This is a genomic window from Roseibium sp. RKSG952 (genome assembly GCF_009711355.1).
Map to the genome: position 1 here is coordinate 1 of NZ_SMMF01000825.1, position 13,121 is coordinate 13,121.

Consider the following 13,121-nt stretch of genomic DNA (forward strand, 5'->3'; position numbering starts at 1 on the left):
TCAAGGCGGAAACCGCCTTGAAAGGCGTTCAGGTCGAGCCACGTACATCGCGCCGCCCCTTTGATTGTACTCATCTGCCGCCTTGATTTTGTGCGCGTCTGTTCAGCCTGCGAAAAAGCCCCAAGGACACTGCGGCGGACACAACAGATTGCCCCCGGCACGCGAAGCTGATTAGCCGCCTACTTAATATTCTGCCGTCATTTTAATTGCTTATAATTTGCTTAACCCGTATCATGACGTAACGTAATTTCATGATACGGGATCCGGACACATGCGCTCACCCCGGTCAACAATCGCCTATTTAGTTAGCCGTCAAATTACTATTCTGGCTGGCGTCTTGATCCTACTGGCCGCCTTGGGCCAGAAACCGGCAAACGCCTGCGCGCTGGCCCTTGTGGTAGCCATGGACGGATCAAAGAGTGTCGATCCGCGTGAACACGCCCTTCAACTGAACGGACTGGCCACCGCACTCAGCCACGACGATGTCGTGGCTGCGATCGAACATGCCGGAGGCATCTGGTTTTCAAGCTTCGAGTGGAGCGGGCGTGGCCAGCAGACGGTCCAGCTCGGCTGGACGTTCCTGTCCGGCAAACACTCTGCCGAAGCGGCCGCGCTCCGGCTGGCCGCAGCTCCACGCTATGGCGGCAGGTCGACGGCGCTCGGCCACGCCCTGCAATTCGGCGCCGATCATCTCAAGAAGCTCGGAAAAACTTGCGAACGTCAGGTGATCGACATCGCCGGAGACGGCGTCAGCAATGACGGTTTTGGGCCGCAAACGGTGGAAAGCAGGTTGTTGCTGGAGAATATCACGGTCAACGGTCTGGTGATCACCGGGGCGCAACCCAGCCCCGTCGGCTACTACCGCAATCGCGTCATTCGGGGGACCGGGGCGTTTGTGGAGGTCGCACACGGCTTTGAAGACTACCACCGGGCCATGAAGCGCAAACTGATCCGGGAAATCACCTTCGGGGCCCTTTCAAGTTTCGACCCCCCTCAAGATGCCCCGGACAAGGCCACTCGACTGGCTCGCCATTTGAAATAGGCACAGGCAAAAAGCCACACAAAAAGCCCGGCCCAATGCGGACCGGGGCATTTTGAGGGTCCGGCCTACTGCGATGATTTCGGCGGCAGGGCGTTGCAGTTCTGTTCCTTGCCGATCCAGTTCACCGGTGTGATCTGGCCCGCAACCTCGCCCGGCTGGTTGAGGCAGGTGTGAATGTTCACATAGAGATTGCCGCAGGCCAGAAGCTGCACCTGTTCATCGACCGTACGCGAAATGCAGGACTTGTCAGATCCTTCCGGGCAGTCGTGATCTGTCAGCTGCCAGGTTCCGGACAAGACCCCGTGATTGCCGACAGGGCATTTGTCGCCCATGACAGCGGTCGCGGACACGCCGATGGCGGATGTCGGGGGCGGGTGACCGCAGATGGTCTGGAGCACCGGACCGTTCACACCGGGTGCCCCGTCGTGGAAATGCGCCATGATCGCGTTGCCGCTCAGCCCCTTGTAGGCGACGCCGAAGCGCACCTCCTTGTTTTCGGGATCGAAACTGATCAAGGCTTCCCCGAAGGCCTCGCTCAATTCGGACGCCATTTGCTTGTCGACGGAACAATCGGGAAAGAAGGATTCAAGCGGGCCCTTCGTTGGCTCGTAGTTCAGCGGACCGCGAACATCGGCCGGACTGAGATTGGCCCGGAGCCCGATCACCTCATTGGTGGCCGGAGAAGAAGAGGTGGCGTCCTGCGCCAAGGCGCTCAGCGGCGCCATCAGGCAGGCGAATGACAACAGTGCCTTTGGTCCAAAACCAGATTTCAACATGAGATACCCCCCGGAATACGTCTATGACAAGGAAGCGGAGACAACCGGGGAACGCTAACAGCCTTACGCAAGGTTATCAAATGCCTGTTTCGATGCGGGTCATGGCAACAGCGCAGCGCCGGGGCGCTGACATCATGGTGTGCATCGGTTTTGCAAGCCTCCCTAGACAGAAGCTCTCTGCCAACCAAAACGTGCCTGCACGGGCGGCCTCATGTCCGCTCCCGGTATCCCTGCTCTTCCATCAGCCGGTAAAAATCCTTCAGCGTCTTGCCCCGCTCCTGCCGGAAGGTGTCGCCAAGGTCGTGAAGATCGGCCATCCGGTCGAGGCGGAACATGCGGAAATCCCCGCGCAGTTCGCACCAGGCAACAAGCGTCCAGACCTTGCCCCAGAACCACAGGCCAAGTGGCCGAACCACCCGCTCCGACGGATTGGCATCGGCATCCGAATAGGTCAGCGACAGCCGCTTGCGGGAATCGGCGGCCGCTTCGAGATAATCGATCCGCGCCCGCACCACCTCGGTCATTTCCGGGGCAATGGCGTGGACCTCGATCTGGCTGGTACGGGTCTTGAGGCTTGGCGGCAGCACCGCCTCGATCTTGATCAGCGCCTCCTCGGCCGCGCGCGCCATCCCCGCCCCGCCCCAGGCCCGGATCAACCGGGCCCCGGCGACCAGCGCCACGATTTCATCGCGCGAGAACATCAGCGGCGGCAGATCGTAGCCATCGCGCAGGATATAGCCGACACCCGCCGCCCCGTCGATCGGCACGCCCGAGGCCTGAAGGTCGGCAATGTCACGGTAGACGGTGCGTTCCGACACTTCCAGCCAGTCGCCGAGCTGCCGGGCCGTGACGAGCCGGCCGCCGCGCAGATATTGAACGATCTGGAACAGGCGGTCGGCACGTCTCATGGTCTTGTCATGCGGTTTCGTTGAATTTGAAAAGACTGATGGAATTTCCATCCGGGTCGAGACAATACATGAATTGGCCCGCAGGGATAGAGATTGTCTCGGAGACAACCGCGCCACCGGCGTCCTTCAGCCGCCCGGCGGTTTCATCGATGCTGTCGGGAACGCTCATGTGAACGGTCGGGCCGGTGCCCCTTGCAGGAGGCGTTCCGGGATACAGGTGCCCGGCGACACCCTCGGGACCTTTGGTGGCAAACATGGCGATCGGGTTGGGTCCCATGTCCTCGATCAGGTTCAGTTCCGTCTTGAAGACAGCGTTGTAGAACGCGGTCGCCTTGGCGAGATCGGTAACCGGCAATTCGAACCAGACACCAAAATGTTCAGGTTGATAACTCACGGCAGTGCCCCTTTCCTCATGAATGACAAGGGCATCCTACCAAAAGCCTCCTGACAGCCTCCTGTCAGGAGGAGTGTCCGATGCATCCGTTACTTTGAAAACAGGCTGATGGAGTTGCCATCCGGGTCGAGACAATAGGTGAAATTCCCCGCCGGAATGGAGACCAGCCCGGAGACGACCTCGCCGCCTGCCTCCTTAAGCCGCTTGGCGGTTGCCTCGATCGTGTCGGGAACAGGCAGATGAACCGTCGGGCCGGAGCCTCTGGCGGGCGGCTTGCCGGGATAAAGATGCCCGGCCCGGCCACCTTCCTTGACCGGGAACATGGCAATGGGATTTTGTCCGGCCTCGGGAACGACTGTCAATTCGGTCCTGAAAACAGTGTTGTAGAATGAAACGGCCTTCTCCAGATCGGTAACCGGCAGTTCGAACCAGATGTTGAAGTTCTCGGGTTGGAAGCTAATGGCAGTGTTCCTGTTGTGAATGACAGGGGCACCCTAAAGACCTCCTCCTGACAGCTGTCTGTCAGGAGGAGTGGCTCAAGGCACAAGAAAATTACCGCCGCCAGCCGGCCGGTCCCCTGGTGACATGCCGGAGCACGAGATTGGCCGCACCAAGCCCGGCAATCACGACACCCGCCATGCCATCGGGCAGAAACTCGCGCCAGTCTAAGGCCGCAAACTGCCCCACGATTTCCGCCAGCACCACCGCCGTCACCACACCGCCATTCACGGCAGCCGTTTTCCATCCTGTCATCGCAAGACCTCCAAGTTTTGTGGGAATTTTCTGTCAGGGGAGCGTTTCGCCCGCAGTCCGGAAGGAGCCTCACGCCACCGGATACTCGAGGCCGTCATCCCGGAGGCAGCGAAGCGCAGAGCCGGGATCGGCGGGCCCGGGACCCCGGCTGACGGGTGGGTCACAGAGGTGGCGATGATGCCACAGGGAAGCCTTTCAAGGCGTTCCGTGAACACGTCACCGCAAGGCCGCCAGAACCCGCCCGCGATAGATCCATAGAAGACCGAGCAACACAGCCAGGCCGAAAACTACTCCGGCGGCTGTCAAAACCGTGATGACAGACAGATCGGTCAGCGCCGTCCCGCCGGCAGTCAGCGCCGAGCTCAAAAGGGCTGCGGCGGCGCCCCAACGGTTTTCGGCTGCCCGCTCCAGCGTGGCCGTGGTGGCCGGTCCCGGTTCGCCGTCGATCGCAAGCGGAGGATTGGCGCGCTGAAACGCCCGCACCGCCGCACGGGTGCGTTTGCCCAGCAAGCCGTCAATCGGGCCCGGCGGAAACCCGAGCCGCTTCAGGAGCGCCTGCACCCTCCGGATTTCCGGGTTGGGGTTCCAGCGCCGCGATGTGGCAAGACCGTATTCGCCGGTTTCCAGAAGTTCCGCCTCGGCTGCGCGGCGCCGGACAAGTCCGGGCAGACGGCGGCCGCCAGCGGTGGTTCCCGTCCGGCGCAACAGTTCGGCTGAAAGCTCGCGGTTGCCTTGCCTCAAGGCCCGCGCCCAGCGCCAGCCCAGCGCCCGTGCGCCCAGGTTATAGACGACCGACACACAGGCATCGAAGGATGTTTGCGCCAGCTCCGGCAAATGCGACAGCACGGGCGGACCGTATTCCTCTTCCAGCAGTTTTAACAGCAGCCGGTTGGCATCCTCGCGGCTGATCCGGTCGCCCCGGACCAGCCCGCGCCCGTGGCGGTGACGCCAGAAGGCGGCGAAAAGCCGGCTGCGCATGGTGAACCCGTAACCGATTGTCAGCACACCTGCCGGATCAAGATAGGCGCGGCTGACAAACCCCTCATGCGCGGCGATAAAGGCAAGGCCCCGTTCGCTGATGTTCATGGATTTCCTCCGGGCAGGGTTTTGTTGGGAATCTATTCTTGAAGGACGCGGCCTTGAGACCGGTGTGAGCGCGGGCGGTTCAATCGGGCGATGGCGCGACGGGCACGAAACAATGCACCGCCAGCCGCACGGTCCCGCCGGTGAAGGCGCCGCCATTTGCGCTCAGCTGAACCGCCGCCGGGCTGTAAAAGGCGGTCGGGCCGATCACCCCGAGATTGCTCGATCCTGCAGCGATCCCGAGCGATCCGCCGAATTTGGAAGGTTCGCCGGACAAGCCGCAATCATAGGAGACGGCACCGGTCACGGCACTCACGGTCCGGGTGGACACACAATAAACGATTGCCCGGTCCGGGATCAGCGGCGCGGTCGAGACGGCCGCTCCCGAAAGCCCCGCAAGCTCTGTTTCGATCACCTTGTGCCAGCTTTGTGCCCCGAACGGCGCTTCGGCGAGCAGACGATCCGCGCTGACGATGCCGTCCGCGGCCTGCCAGGCGCCGTTCGAGAAAATCAGCCACCCGCCCGTTGTCCGATCAAACACGGCAAATCCGTCAAACGGGTCGGCATAGTGCCAGACCCCGTCCCGAAACAGGGCGAACTGGCTGTTGCGCCCGCTCCACTCGCCGCCGGCATTATCGCCAATGAGATAGCCGTCGCCTTCCTGTGGCGACCCGGGCGGATCTGCCCGTGTCCCCAGAATGCCGGCATGCAGCAGGCCGTCGAGCCGCAAGAGCGCTTCGTTATGGGTGACGTGTTTTTGCGCCTGCGCGGCGGCCAGAAGCGGCAACGCCAGTCTCGGACTAGTCGACATGAACAATCTCCCGTCTCGCAATGCCCCGCCCGGCGGTTTCCGACAGCTGGGACAGGCTGATTTCGAGCTGGCTGACGGCACTGCCGAAATCGGCCAGTTCATCGGCGCCACCGTAGAGCACCCGAGGTGTTGAACTGGTCAGGCTCCGCAACACGGCACCATCCGGCCCAAGAATGTCGAGCTCATAGGCTTCAACCGCCTCGCCAAGCGGAACCCCGGCAAGCGCCCAACTGTCGGCGGCGGAACGGGTCTGGCGGATCCAGCTGAGCCAGATCCCTTCGGTCCCGCGCCGCGCTGTCAAATGAACCGGCGCGAAGGGCAGCCGTCCCCGCCCTGTTGCCGCATGGCTGAGTGCAACGCTGGCCGGATCGGTCAGGGCCGCCCCTTGCGGCAGGACCAGATAATTGAGCGTCAGGCCGATCTGGTCGGTGCTCAGCGGTACGTCGGCAACGCGCCCGCTTTCAAGCAGAACCACATCGGCTCCGGTCCCCGCACCGGCCAACATGTCCTCTTCCGTGCCCCTTTGGCCGCGCAAAAGACGGCTCAGGCGGTAAGTCCGCGTACCGGTCAGCACGGCCAGACCGAATTGCAGGATTTCAAAACCACCACTTGCGGCCCTGATGGCCAGTGCATTCTTGCCTGCAAACACCTCGGCATCGGTCCGGCTTTGCAAATGGCCTCCGAACAATTCCAGCTCGACAGAATTGACCTCGTCGAAGCGCCAGAGCGGGCCGGGGCCGAGCGCTGCGGTCAACCGGCCCATGACCGCCGGACGGTCGAGGGTCATCAGCGCCTCAAAGCCGGTCTCCTTGACCGAGCGCAGCACTGACAGGCTGCCGGCCCACGGATCGGCATAGGCTGCAAGTTTCAACCCGTGATCAGGATCGTCATCGGCAAGTTTTGGCAGGTCCATGAAAAGGACATGAGCCGGACCGGCACTCCCGCCCGGAAACGGCTTTGACGCCATGCCCGGGCCGGGGGCCGCCGGAGCGGTTTGACTTGCAATCCGAACGGCCTCGATGCGCCTGCTTTCCGCATCCTCGATCGCCTCAATGCGCAAAACGACCGGTGGCTCGAACGGCGCTTCCGGCAGGCCGGTCAGGGTCACCACATCGCCCGGCTCATGGGACAAGGCGTCCGGGCCAAGGCGGAACTCGAACCGCTCGCGCTCCGACCAGAGGCTGTGCAGACGCTTGTCTGCGGCCTGTTGCAGACTGTCCGCGGACGCACTTGCGGAAAGATCCAGGGTTTCAACCAACCGGCTGCCGCCCTCCAGACGCCGGGAGGCGGCCACGCGGCGGCGGTAGTCGCTGACCGGCTCTTCTGCCGACAGGCGCATTTCGGACGCGATCTCGCTCGCCTGTGCCCTGGTCCGGCTGATCAGGGGCGTCTCGCCGTCATCAGCCAGGGCTTCCGGCCCGATGTCACCAATCGAACCGGAACTGCGCCCGGTCAGGACGATCTCGGTTCCCCTGTCGCAGGCGAGCCCGTCAAAGCCCGACAACAATGGTTCAACCGCCTGCCGCGCCGAGGACGGACCGGCCACAACCACTCCCTCCAGCGTGCCGGACACCCCGTCCGCGCGGCAGTCTTCCGGATCAATCCCGAAATCGGCGAGTACGGCGTTGATGATGGCATCAAGGCTCGACGCCCCGAGCCGTCCGCTCAGCCAGTGGCCAAGTTGCCAGTTCGCCCCGTCCGCCCAGACATCGCTGTAAAGCGGAAAGGCAGGGTAGGGCCGCGCGTCCCAGGTCCAGAGATAGATCCTTGCCGGATCAAGCATGGGGCCGTTGTAAAGCTCGGAGACCGGCTGCGGCGCGGCGTCCAAATGCGGATGCAGATCATCCCACCAGCTCAATGCGGCCTCAAGAGCCCGGCGCTGGATCAGGTCGTCCTGCGCACCGGTCGAATAATGCGGGACCGCACTTTCGGACGACTTGGGATCGACAAAGACATTCGGCTGGTTAGACCCCTTGTCGACAGCCGGAACCCCGAGCTCGGTAAACCAGACGGGCTTGGAGCCCGGCACCCAGCCGGTCGGCACCGGATCCCGCACACCACCGGGCCGGTCATGATGGGAATTGAGCCACCAGTGCCGGATGTCCTTTTGCCGGAAAATCCAGTGTTCACCATGTGCCGTGTCGGTAATGGCCGTGCGAGTCTGGCTGTCCCGGTCCGTTTGATTGGCGTAATACCAGTCGTAATATTCGCCGCCCTCGATATTGTCGCGCAGATAGGGAAGATCGTGGATCGACCGGACCTCCGGGGTCTGGTCGAGATGCTCCGTTGTGCCGCGCCAGTCGGACAGCGGCAGATAGTTGTCGATCCCGATGAAATCCAGCTCCGGATGGGACCAGAGCGGATCGAGATGAAACAGGACGTCGCCGGAACCATCATCCGGCCGGCGGGAATGATATTCGGACCAGTCCGCCGCATAGCCGAGCTTGACGCTCGTCCCCAGCATTGCCCGGACCTCGCTCAGCAGGCCGATCAGTCCATCGACAAAGGGAAAGCTGTTGTTTGCACCGCGCATCTGCGACATGCCCGGCATTTCCGTGCCGATGCAATAGGCGTCAACCCCGCCCGCCATCTCGGCAAGTTTGGCAAGATGCAGGATAAACCTGCGGTAAGACCACTCGGCACCGGCATAGGTGACCGCTCCGCTGGAAACGCCGAAATCGCCCGCCTGCGCCGTTCCGAGAAACTGGGCGGCCTGTGTCACCGCCTGGCCAGTCTTGTCGGCTGTGTCCGGCTGCCCGGGCGCGGGATCGCAAGTGATCCGGCCGCGCCAGGGGTAGGCGGGTTGCTCCGCCCTGCCATAGGGGTCGGCAAGACCATTGCCCGCCGGAATATCCATCAGGATGAACGGATAAAGCAGGACCTTCAGCCCGCGCGCCTTCAGGTCAAGAATGGCGTCAATCACCGTTTGGTCCGACGGCGTGCCGCCCAGCGCCGGACGTCCGTTTTCCTGACTGACCACCTGCGCGGTCTCCCGTGTCAGACCGGCAACGCGCCAGTCCGATCCGAGCGTTGTTTTCTTAATCACTTCAACTCTTGGCCGGATGCTGCAGGATGCACAGCGCAAATCCTCCCCGAACCAGGCAACCACCAGCGCGGCATGTTCAAGGTTCGAACACAACGCCTGCAGCTCGTCGAGCGAGGCCTGCCAGTCCGATTGCACGCCGATGACATGCCGGTTGACTGTCCGGGTGACGCCCGGCCGCAAGGTCTCCTTCACCTCGTCCGGCGCATAGACAAATTCGCCGGCTCCGGGGATCAGCGTCACCGCGCGGACCTGCGTTTCCAAAGCATCGACCGGCCGGATCACCTCGAAAGACAGTTGCGGCAGGCGGTTGCCGAAATCCTCCAGAGCCAGCCGCTCAAACACCACATAGGCCGTGCCGCGATAGGCGGGCGCCGGGTCCTGAAAGGCTGCAATCAACGGATCGGGTGCCTGCGTTTCATCGCCGGTGTAAACCCGGAAAGTGATGCCGGAGACATCCAGCGGCTTGCCGTCGGCCCAGATCCGGCCGACCCGCGCAATCGGCCCCTCGCACAGGGCCACGGCGAAATTCGCGAAATAGCTGTAGGAGCGGACCGTGACCGAACTGCCGCCGCCACCCTTGCCGCCTTGCGTCTCTTCCGACACCACTTCCTCGAAATTGGTTGCCCAGATCACCTGCCCGGACAGGCGTGCCCTGCCATAGACACGCGGCAGCGACGCGCCCTCGTTGGAGGCCTGGACCGAGAGGTCGGCCAACTGGCCGGTTTCGATGGTGCGCGAAGAGCCAAAGAGCGCCTGATCGAGAGCACCACCTGCCAGCGCCCCGGCAGCCTTGCCGAGAATGCTGCCGGCACTGCCAAGGCCCAGCGCACCGCCCAGGGCACCCCCAAGCGCCTGTCCGGCGGCCGTCAGGATCAGGGTTGCCATAGGGGCACCTCCGGAAAGGAAAAGGCTGCAACAACGCGGCGCTGCCAAGCAGGCGCCAGCGGGCTTTCGATGACACCGGCCCGGTCATAGGCATGAATGAGCATGCCGCCGGGGCCCAGAATCCCGGCATGTTTGGCCGCTGCAGCCGGTGCCCAGCGGAACACAAGCACGTCCCCCGCAGCAGCCTGTGCGGGCGCACGCTCCACAAACCAGCGGCGCCCGGCCTCCAGCAACGTCTCCCGGTTTCCGGTCTCCGCCCAATCGGCGGAATAGGGCGGCAGCGCTTGCGGCTCGGGACCGATCACGGCCCGCCAGACCCCCCGGATCAGGCCGAGGCAATCGCAACCCGCGCCCCGGACACTCGCCTGATGGCGGTAGGGTGTGCCAAGCCAGCGCCGCGCCTCTTCGACAAGGCGCAAGCGCTGCGGCACAGCCCCTGCAATATCCGGTTCAAACACGGGCGCCACCATCGTTTTCACCGGTGTTGCGGTTCGGATAGGACAGAACGAAGTCCGTTCCCGGCATATGCGGAAAACCCCGGAAATTCAGCGTATTGGTGAATTTGGCCAGGCAGGTCTCCAGCCGCTTGTCGCAGCCTGCCGTCACCCGGACCAAGGTCCCCTCGTCCAGTGGTTCGGGCAGCGCTTGCCACAGGACCAGAACCGCGCCGGAAGCTTCCGGCCGGTGGCTGGCGATCTCCGAGGCAAAGCCCTGCAAGGCCCCCTCCTCCACGGTCAAACGCCCGCCGGTGAACCACCGCGCCGAAAATCCGTCGAGTCCAGGCACGATCAGGCTGTGCCGGTCTGACCCTGCGCCAACACTTGCAAGCGCCGAAAAGGCCGGATCGCTCAGGTCGATCCCGCAGCGTGCATCGCCCAGATCCGCGTCGCAGGTTTTCGAAAACACACGGCCCTGCTTGGCTTCAAGAAGATGCGCCAGGCCGCGCAGTTCCGCCCGGAACGCCTCGCCGTCACGCACCACCTCGCCGATCCTCGCGCGCCGCTGCAAAAGGTGTTGGGCGGGATCGGCCCAGTTGACCACATAGGCCCGCACCTCCGCCCCGTCCCAAAAGCCCGCCTCAAGGTCCCTTGCATTGAGTGCCGATCCGGACAAGGTCCCCGAGACATCGCCCCCGCCACTGGCAAGGCCCGGTCCATCGGTCATCGCGCTGGCAGCAAGGCCATTGCCCGGTTCGCAAAGGATGCCCTCGATGGAAAGCGGCCGGTCATGGTCGGTGAACCCGTATGTGACGCCATCCCCGCGTTCCACGATCCAGCAGGCACACAGGGTCGTGCCCCGGCCGCCAAGATGCGCGGCCAGATCCGGTGGGATCTGTTTCATTCAAATCACCTCTTGCAGGACGAATGGATGGCCCGTGCGTTGACCGGACCGGGAACGCATGTGCCGCCTTTTGGAGGCCAGGAGATCCTTCGCAGCCATGCTCCTGCAACCCCGGCAACGTCTGAGGCTCTCCGATCCCGGCTCAAGGCCGGAATGACGAAAAGGGAGATTTTCGCTCCGGCTACCAATGTCATCCCGGGCAAGCGCTGCGCGACCCGGGATCGGCGCGCCGCTGACTGGTATGGAATACGCGTTCAAACGCATGGCAGCAGCAGAATTGGACATGCCATCGAGCAAACACCCAGCCAGCCAATCTGATGTGACGGCATGGGGCAGCGTGGTCCCCCTCAATCGAGTGCGATTTCGATCAGGGGGATCGACGGAATATCGCCCGCCTCGAAATGGGTCAGGCTGATTTCCAGCCGGTCGGTGTCAAAACGCACCGGCACATCGAACAGGAACCCCGCCGTGATCGCCTCCCCATTGCCCGGCGGCGCGGCGAAGACCAACTCTCCGGTCAGAGGATCGATCATGAAGCCGGCGCCGTTCACCTGTGCAACACCGCCAACAGCCGCCATCACAGACCCCGCATCGGGCAACCGGATGGCGCGGATATAGGCATTGGGACCCGCGCCATAGGTCTTGGTCAGGGGAAAGCGGGTTTCACTGCCGTCGCCGCTGCCGATGACCTGATCCGTTGCCGTTGGAGCCCCGCCTTCTGCCGCCGAACTGTGGTCGACCGGATCGCGGAACCGGAAGCCGGACAGCCGGCCGCGCGCCTTTTCGAACAAAGCAAGAACATCACGCAAATCCGCCAGACTGCGGATGCCGGTCGCGGCGTCATAGCGGCGGCGGCTGCCGGCCCAGCGCGCGTTGCGCGTTTCCAGCCCCGTCGCCAGACTGACGATTTCCGTGCGCCGTTCCGGCCCGCCCAGCGCCCCAAAGGCCACCCGCCCCGGAAAGGATTCATCCAGAAACGCGACCATAAAACCTGATCTCCAAGGTTAAGTTCATCGGGATTGATCTGGCTCAAGGTGACCTTGCGCAGGCATCGCCATGGTGCCCCCAGAACAAGGAGCCAAACAATGACCCATGTCCCGCATCAGCTTCACGAAGAATTCCCGGACAATGCAGACCAGCTGCACAAGCTCAAAATGAGCGACGCTCATTTCGGCAAGCTTTCCGACGACTATGCCGAGGTGAACCACGAGATCCATCGCATCGAGAGCGAAGTCGCTCCGGCGTCCGACGAAGCCCTTGAAGAGCTGAAGAAAAAGCGTCTTCACCTGAAAGACCAGATCGCGGCCCTTCTGGCGGCAGCGGAAAACACCGGCTCCTGAGCCCCTCTATTTCAGGCCGGTGTCAGAGCCCGCGTCGTCCCCGTCCGACGGCGCGGGCCACCATCGCCGAAACCTGCGCTTCCGACCGTCTGAAACTCTCCGCATCCCGTGTGGTGATGGTGACCTGGACCGGAGGCGTTTTCCCGTCCGGCCCCATGGCAGAACGTCCCGTGCGCACGCCAAGACGGCCATCGGCCCCGCGCGCCAGCGGCAGGATCGCCTCCGCGCCTGCTTCGCCCATCAGGCCGAGCCCGCCCCCCGCCATGGCGAAATAACTGGGTGTTGCAACGACGCCGCCCTTGGCAAAGGGTGTCACCCCGGACAAGAGCGCTGAAAACCCGTTGCTTGCCGCCCCGGACAGGCCGGAGGACAGGCCCGAGAACAAACCGCCAACCGCATCGCCCGCGAGATTTTCCAGGGGTTTCAGCGATGCGTTAACCAGCCGCGACGACAGGCTCAGGGCCATTTGCCGGAACACGCTGTCAAGCGACTTGCCGTCGACCAGCGCGGACTTGAGCCCGCGTGTCAGGGTGTTCGACACGCCCTCCGCCGAGACCCGGATCTCCGCCATCTGTTCAGAGAACCGCTCCAGCTCCTCAAGCGGCACATCCATGATCGGTTCCTCGGTCATGCTTCTGGCGCTCCTTCAAGAGGTTTTGCGGATTGGGTTTGATGCCGCCGTCTCTGTGCGGCTGTATCCCAAGGGATTGATTGTCAAGGGTCCTTGACCGCGAAGCGGCGC

At 63.4% G+C, this 13,121-nt stretch carries 15 protein-coding genes; 3 read left to right on the forward strand and 12 right to left on the reverse strand.

Features of this window, described 5'->3' with window-relative positions; genetic code table 11:
• Nucleotides 1–271: 271 nt before the first annotated feature.
• On the forward strand, nucleotides 272–1,042 hold the full coding sequence (locus E1297_RS08715) for a DUF1194 domain-containing protein (protein ID WP_155136685.1): 771 nt from the start codon (nucleotides 272–274) through the stop codon (nucleotides 1,040–1,042).
• Between the two features lie 65 nt (nucleotides 1,043–1,107).
• On the opposite strand, the gene E1297_RS08720 is transcribed toward E1297_RS08715, so the two are convergent.
• The 10 genes from E1297_RS08720 to E1297_RS08765 all read right to left on the reverse strand — a co-directional run bounded on the left by E1297_RS08720 (nucleotide 1,108) and on the right by E1297_RS08765 (nucleotide 11,039).
• The gene (locus tag E1297_RS08720) at nucleotides 1,108–1,818 is read right to left on the reverse strand and encodes a CHRD domain-containing protein (protein ID WP_155136688.1); all 711 of its coding nucleotides are present in this window, start codon (nucleotides 1,816–1,818) and stop codon (nucleotides 1,108–1,110) included.
• 209 nt (nucleotides 1,819–2,027) lie between these two features.
• Nucleotides 2,028–2,726 (reverse strand): YafY family protein, encoded by a 699-nt coding sequence (locus E1297_RS08725; protein WP_155136691.1) that lies wholly within the window; start codon nucleotides 2,724–2,726, stop codon nucleotides 2,028–2,030.
• A 7-nt stretch (nucleotides 2,727–2,733) separates the two neighbouring features.
• A complete protein-coding gene (locus E1297_RS08730; protein WP_368669498.1) occupies nucleotides 2,734–3,120 on the reverse strand; it encodes a VOC family protein in 387 nt (128 codons plus the stop codon).
• Between the two features lie 89 nt (nucleotides 3,121–3,209).
• Nucleotides 3,210–3,602, reverse strand: coding sequence for a VOC family protein (locus E1297_RS08735; protein ID WP_368669499.1), 393 nt, complete (start codon nucleotides 3,600–3,602; stop codon nucleotides 3,210–3,212).
• A gap of 70 nt (nucleotides 3,603–3,672) precedes the next feature.
• Complete coding sequence (locus E1297_RS08740; protein WP_155136697.1) at nucleotides 3,673–3,873, reverse strand: hypothetical protein; 201 nt, start codon at nucleotides 3,871–3,873, stop codon at nucleotides 3,673–3,675.
• A 216-nt stretch (nucleotides 3,874–4,089) separates the two neighbouring features.
• Nucleotides 4,090–4,959, reverse strand: a complete 870-nt coding sequence (locus E1297_RS08745; protein ID WP_155136700.1) for a peptidoglycan-binding protein — start codon at nucleotides 4,957–4,959, stop codon at nucleotides 4,090–4,092.
• A gap of 79 nt (nucleotides 4,960–5,038) precedes the next feature.
• Nucleotides 5,039–5,767, reverse strand: a complete 729-nt coding sequence (locus E1297_RS08750; RefSeq protein ID WP_155136702.1) for a DUF2793 domain-containing protein — start codon at nucleotides 5,765–5,767, stop codon at nucleotides 5,039–5,041.
• Nucleotides 5,757–9,698 carry a glycoside hydrolase/phage tail family protein gene (locus tag E1297_RS08755; protein WP_155136705.1) on the reverse strand — a complete coding sequence of 1,314 codons (3,942 nt, stop codon included), beginning with the start codon at nucleotides 9,696–9,698 and terminating at the stop codon, nucleotides 5,757–5,759. Before E1297_RS08755 ends, E1297_RS08750 begins: the two co-directional genes overlap by 11 nt.
• The gene (locus E1297_RS08760) at nucleotides 9,686–10,168 is read right to left on the reverse strand and encodes an NlpC/P60 family protein (protein WP_155136708.1); all 483 of its coding nucleotides are present in this window, start codon (nucleotides 10,166–10,168) and stop codon (nucleotides 9,686–9,688) included. Before E1297_RS08760 ends, E1297_RS08755 begins: the two co-directional genes overlap by 13 nt.
• Complete coding sequence (locus E1297_RS08765) at nucleotides 10,149–11,039, reverse strand: DUF2163 domain-containing protein (protein WP_155136710.1); 891 nt, start codon at nucleotides 11,037–11,039, stop codon at nucleotides 10,149–10,151. Before E1297_RS08765 ends, E1297_RS08760 begins: the two co-directional genes overlap by 20 nt.
• A gap of 27 nt (nucleotides 11,040–11,066) precedes the next feature.
• On the opposite strand from E1297_RS08765, the gene E1297_RS08770 reads away from it, so the two are divergent.
• The gene (locus E1297_RS08770) at nucleotides 11,067–11,357 is read left to right on the forward strand and encodes a hypothetical protein (protein ID WP_155136714.1); all 291 of its coding nucleotides are present in this window, start codon (nucleotides 11,067–11,069) and stop codon (nucleotides 11,355–11,357) included.
• Nucleotides 11,358–11,386: 29 nt separating this feature from the next.
• Here E1297_RS08770 and E1297_RS08775 read toward each other — a convergent pair whose 3' ends face one another.
• Nucleotides 11,387–12,025: a DUF2460 domain-containing protein gene (locus tag E1297_RS08775; protein WP_155136717.1), complete on the reverse strand. Its 639-nt coding sequence runs from the start codon at nucleotides 12,023–12,025 to the stop codon at nucleotides 11,387–11,389.
• A gap of 99 nt (nucleotides 12,026–12,124) precedes the next feature.
• On the opposite strand from E1297_RS08775, the gene E1297_RS08780 reads away from it, so the two are divergent.
• Nucleotides 12,125–12,379 (forward strand): YdcH family protein, encoded by a 255-nt coding sequence (locus tag E1297_RS08780; RefSeq protein ID WP_155136720.1) that lies wholly within the window; start codon nucleotides 12,125–12,127, stop codon nucleotides 12,377–12,379.
• Nucleotides 12,380–12,401: 22 nt separating this feature from the next.
• On the opposite strand, the gene E1297_RS08785 is transcribed toward E1297_RS08780, so the two are convergent.
• Complete coding sequence (locus E1297_RS08785; RefSeq protein WP_155136723.1) at nucleotides 12,402–13,010, reverse strand: phage tail tape measure protein; 609 nt, start codon at nucleotides 13,008–13,010, stop codon at nucleotides 12,402–12,404.
• Nucleotides 13,011–13,121: the final 111 nt, after the last annotated feature.

Bases quoted from the DNA above. Each gene is read 5' to 3' on its own strand.
- E1297_RS08715 (WP_155136685.1), top strand. From the start codon at position 272: ATGCGCTCACCCCGGTCAACAATCGCCTATTTAGTTAGCCGTCAAATT.
- E1297_RS08720 (WP_155136688.1), bottom strand. From the start codon at position 1,818: ATGTTGAAATCTGGTTTTGGACCAAAGGCACTGTTGTCATTCGCCTGC.
- E1297_RS08725 (WP_155136691.1), bottom strand. From the start codon at position 2,726: ATGAGACGTGCCGACCGCCTGTTCCAGATCGTTCAATATCTGCGCGGC.
- E1297_RS08740 (WP_155136697.1), bottom strand. From the start codon at position 3,873: ATGACAGGATGGAAAACGGCTGCCGTGAATGGCGGTGTGGTGACGGCG.
- E1297_RS08745 (WP_155136700.1), bottom strand. From the start codon at position 4,959: ATGAACATCAGCGAACGGGGCCTTGCCTTTATCGCCGCGCATGAGGGG.
- E1297_RS08750 (WP_155136702.1), bottom strand. From the start codon at position 5,767: ATGTCGACTAGTCCGAGACTGGCGTTGCCGCTTCTGGCCGCCGCGCAG.
- E1297_RS08755 (WP_155136705.1), bottom strand. From the start codon at position 9,698: ATGGCAACCCTGATCCTGACGGCCGCCGGACAGGCGCTTGGGGGTGCC.
- E1297_RS08760 (WP_155136708.1), bottom strand. From the start codon at position 10,168: ATGGTGGCGCCCGTGTTTGAACCGGATATTGCAGGGGCTGTGCCGCAG.
- E1297_RS08765 (WP_155136710.1), bottom strand. From the start codon at position 11,039: ATGAAACAGATCCCACCGGATCTGGCCGCGCATCTTGGCGGCCGGGGC.
- E1297_RS08770 (WP_155136714.1), top strand. From the start codon at position 11,067: ATGGCCCGTGCGTTGACCGGACCGGGAACGCATGTGCCGCCTTTTGGA.
- E1297_RS08775 (WP_155136717.1), bottom strand. From the start codon at position 12,025: ATGGTCGCGTTTCTGGATGAATCCTTTCCGGGGCGGGTGGCCTTTGGG.
- E1297_RS08780 (WP_155136720.1), top strand. From the start codon at position 12,125: ATGACCCATGTCCCGCATCAGCTTCACGAAGAATTCCCGGACAATGCA.
- E1297_RS08785 (WP_155136723.1), bottom strand. From the start codon at position 13,010: ATGACCGAGGAACCGATCATGGATGTGCCGCTTGAGGAGCTGGAGCGG.